The following is a 3,818-nucleotide window of genomic DNA, read 5'->3' as shown; positions in this document are numbered from 1 at the left end:
CTTTCACGGCGGTAACCGGGGTTCGAATCCCCGTAGGGACGCCATCTTATTTTTCCGTTGTATTTCTCTTTTTGCTTGTCTCACTGTCTATTCTTTGACTCATGCTGCATTGCACATTTCAGTTTTTTCACTAAAATAGCGCTTTCTTTCATCTTGAAGCGATATTGTCTATGCTGCCGCCAGACTCTACAGACCAACAAGTACTCAGCAGTGCTGCTCCATTAAAACGTGCCATGAGTACTCGTCATTTGGTCATGCTGTCGTTAGGTGGTGCGATTGGCACAGGCCTGTTTTTAGGCTCAGGCGAAGTGATTACCCAAACAGGCCCGATTGGCGCTGTGATCGCCTATATGCTGGGCGGTCTGATTGCATATATGGTCATGCTGTGTTTGGGTGAGCTTGCTGTACATATGCCAGTGTCTGGGTCATTTGGTGCCTATGCCAAACGCTATATCGGGCCAGGCACCGGATACATGATTTCGTGGTTATACTGGCTGACATGGACAGCCACGCTAGGTACCGAATTTACTGCCGCGGCATTACTCATGCAAGAATGGTTTCCCCATATCTCGATGTGGATCTGGACCAGTATTTTTGCAATCACCATTTTTGCACTCAACCTCAGCTCCACGCATATTTTTGCCGAATCTGAATTCTGGTTGTCGCTGGTGAAAGTGCTGACCGTGATCGGCTTTATTATATTGGGTCTATTGGCTATTTTTGGTCTGATTCATTTTGAGGGCTATCAAACCGCACCACTGTTTAGCAATCTCACCAGTCATGGTTGGTTTCCTCAAGGTCTGATGCCTATTTTTGCGACCATGCTGATTGTTAACTTTGCCTTTTCAGGCACAGAATTGATTGGCGTTGCGGCAGGTGAAACTAAAGATCCTGCAGTCAATGTACCCAAAGCAATTAATGCAGCCATCTGGCGTTTGCTCATTTTCTTTGTGGGCACCATTGTGGTCATTAGCGCACTGTTGCCTTATGAGGCAACTGGCTTAGGCAATCATGGTGTGAGTAATAGTCCGTTCGTAACGGTATTTCAATATATCGGTATTCCGTATGCAGACCACATTATCCGTTTTGTGATTATTACGGCGCTGCTATCTGCTGCAAACTCTGGTTTATATGCTGCTTCTCGTATGATGTGGTCGCTTTCGAGCCAAAAGCAATTACCGTCTATTTTCTCTAAGCTCACCACCAGTGGTACGCCAATTATTGCCCTCATTGTAACGATGTTTGGTGCGATACCGGGATTATTGTCTGAGCAGTTTGCACCAGAGACTATCTTTAAAAATTTACTGGGCGTTGCGGCATTTACCATGGTAATTGTTTGGATGAGTATTTGCTGGAGTCAGTTCAACTTTAGACGTCAATGGTATAAAGATGGCCACAGCGTATCTGAGCTCAAATTTGCTGCACCGCTGTTTCCAGTTCTACCGATTCTTGGATTTGTATTTTGCTTGATTACTGGCTTAAGTATGGCACTTGATCCTGAGATGCTTCCCGGTTTTATTGGTTGTTTGATCTTTGTGGCGGGTTGTTATTTAAGTCACTACATATTTTACCGTAATCAAAACTAAAGCGGTTAAAAGGTACAATACTCATTGGAAAGTGTAGCAAAATCGCTACACTTTTTTTATTTAGATCACTGGTTTAGCGCATCATTCTTCTGTAAATTTTAAGTCAATATAAGAATAAATAAGCCTGATCACGATGAAAATTGTATTTGTTCATGGCGCCCAGCAACAAAAAATGGATGCCTCACAGCTTCAAGACTACTGGTTGAATATCTTTCAACTTGGGCTGAATCATTCTGCAAAACACATCGAACTCGATACGCTGGATATCTCCTTTCCTTATTATGGTGATTTACTGTTTAAGCACATGCTCAGTTTTAGTACTGAGCCGATCAATTTACTTGGCGATACCTGGCAAGAATGGCATCTGCCTTTTTTACTTCCAGATGAATCTCAGCCTGTAGATGACAGCCAGCCGCTCATTTCACTCACATCCCACACCGACGAAGAACTTTCATTTACTTCAAAACTTTATCTTTTTTCACATTTAGCCAAAGATCGCGTACTTAAAGAATTTGTAGTGCTGCTCAACAAATTTCCCAAATTACATGAAAGCGTGATTCAAAAACTGATTATTGAGGCGTATTTATATCTGGCGAGTCCAGACTTTATGCAGGATGTACACAAGCGTATTGCATCTGCCTTTGACAGCGACGATGAGTATATTATTGTGGCGCATTCTCTGGGTACAGTCATCGCGTACAACCTATTACAGCAATTGCCTCACATACGCGTACAACGCTTTATTACGCTTGCTTCACCGCTGGCCTTTCAGGTGATTCAATCGAAGCTCAACATGCCAGTAGAACGCCCCAGATCGCTTATAGGAGATTGGTACAATTTCTATTCGCAAGAAGATTATCTCACCACCTTTCCTCTCGATCAGGCACCATTTGATTTTCATCCTCCAATTGAGAATCAATTGATTTCAACCTTTGTCAATCGTCCGCATGAAATTATTGGCTACCTACAACATCCTTGCGTCATTGAACGTATTGTAGAACCGCTTTATCTAGATCCGGCGCTTTATCTGGATTACGGTTAATAGCAGTGCCAGATTTTGCATCAACACTTCAACTCAACAAGCCACACAAAGCGCTACATTTTTTTGATGTAAGCTCAATCTATAGGCCATAAAAAGTATCACTATGCATATTGTGTTTATTCATGGTATGAATCAGCAGCAATTGAATGCACAGAGCCTACGTAAGCACTGGCTCAGCGTGCTCAAGCATGGGCTAAGCCGGAATCATTTGTTGTTTCAATTCGACTCACATCAGTTGCATTTTCCTTTTTATGGCGATTTACTGACCCAATTTCATTTAAGCAATCGCCTTGACCTCGATACCTTTTTACCTAAATCACTGCTCTCACTTCACTTGCCTGCTCATCTTCATATTCCCTCATTCGCCCTTTTTAAAGAAAAACAAACCAGTGGGCACACACATCTATTTGATTTAGCAATGATAAAGAAGAAATTGCTTGATGAGAGCTTGACTGCAAAAGATCAATCTTTAAAAGAACTGATGATACTTCTAGATCACTTTCCAACATTACATGAAGAGCTGATGCATACATTTCTGATCGAAACTTATTGTTATTTAGCAAATCAAAGCTTCATGCAACGTGTTCATCAACGTATACGTATTGGTATTCCTGTTCAGCAACCGTGTATTATTGTGGCGCACTCTTTAGGATCGGTGATTGCCTATAATCTGCTACGCCAAATGTGTAATATCTCTAATATCCAAGGCTTTATTACACTTGGCTCCCCTCTGGCGTTTCGTGTCATTCAGCAACACCTCATACAGCCGATCAGTTACCCCGAATGTCTACATGGTGTGTGGCATAATTTTTATTCTCATGATGATTTTCTCACAGCATTTCCACTTGAAAAGCCCCCATTCGATTTTGATCCATCTATTTTGAATCATGAAATTTCGACATCGAGTGCACATCCACATGAGATTTCTGGTTATTTGCAAAATATTGAGGTGCTCAAAGCACTGATCGAAAGTTGTCAGAGCCGCTAAACAATATTCAGCTCAAAATTCATTCATTATGTTTGATTTTTTGATTCAAAATAAATGAAACGCGGTATTTTTAAACACTCATCGCTAAATTACAGTTTTTTTTTAGGAAAACAGTTTGACAGACTCAGGAATTAAACCTAATATACGCCCACCTCTGAAACGTCCCTATCGTCTAGAGGCCTAGGACATCGCCCTTTCACGG

3 protein-coding genes are annotated in these 3,818 nt (G+C 41.7%); all 3 read left to right on the top strand.

The features are described 5' to 3' along the window. The first annotated feature begins 170 nt into the window (after positions 1-170). The 3 genes from ADA42_RS03465 to ADA42_RS03455 all read left to right on the top strand — a co-directional run bounded on the left by ADA42_RS03465 (position 171) and on the right by ADA42_RS03455 (position 3,616). Positions 171-1,586: an amino acid permease gene (locus ADA42_RS03465; RefSeq protein WP_048763597.1), complete on the top strand. Its 1,416-nt coding sequence runs from the start codon at positions 171-173 to the stop codon at positions 1,584-1,586. A 133-nt stretch (positions 1,587-1,719) separates the two neighbouring features. Beyond that, positions 1,720-2,628, top strand: a complete 909-nt coding sequence (locus ADA42_RS03460) for an alpha/beta hydrolase (protein WP_048763596.1) — start codon at positions 1,720-1,722, stop codon at positions 2,626-2,628. Between the two features lie 103 nt (positions 2,629-2,731). Further along, positions 2,732-3,616 (top strand): hypothetical protein, encoded by an 885-nt coding sequence (locus tag ADA42_RS03455; protein WP_048763594.1) that lies wholly within the window; start codon positions 2,732-2,734, stop codon positions 3,614-3,616. Positions 3,617-3,818: the final 202 nt, after the last annotated feature.

The sequence above is a fragment of the Acinetobacter sp. 243_ASPC genome (genome assembly GCF_001054715.1).
GTDB classification, from domain to species: domain Bacteria; phylum Pseudomonadota; class Gammaproteobacteria; order Pseudomonadales; family Moraxellaceae; genus Acinetobacter; species Acinetobacter soli.
This window is presented reverse-complemented; position numbering and strand designations above follow the sequence as displayed.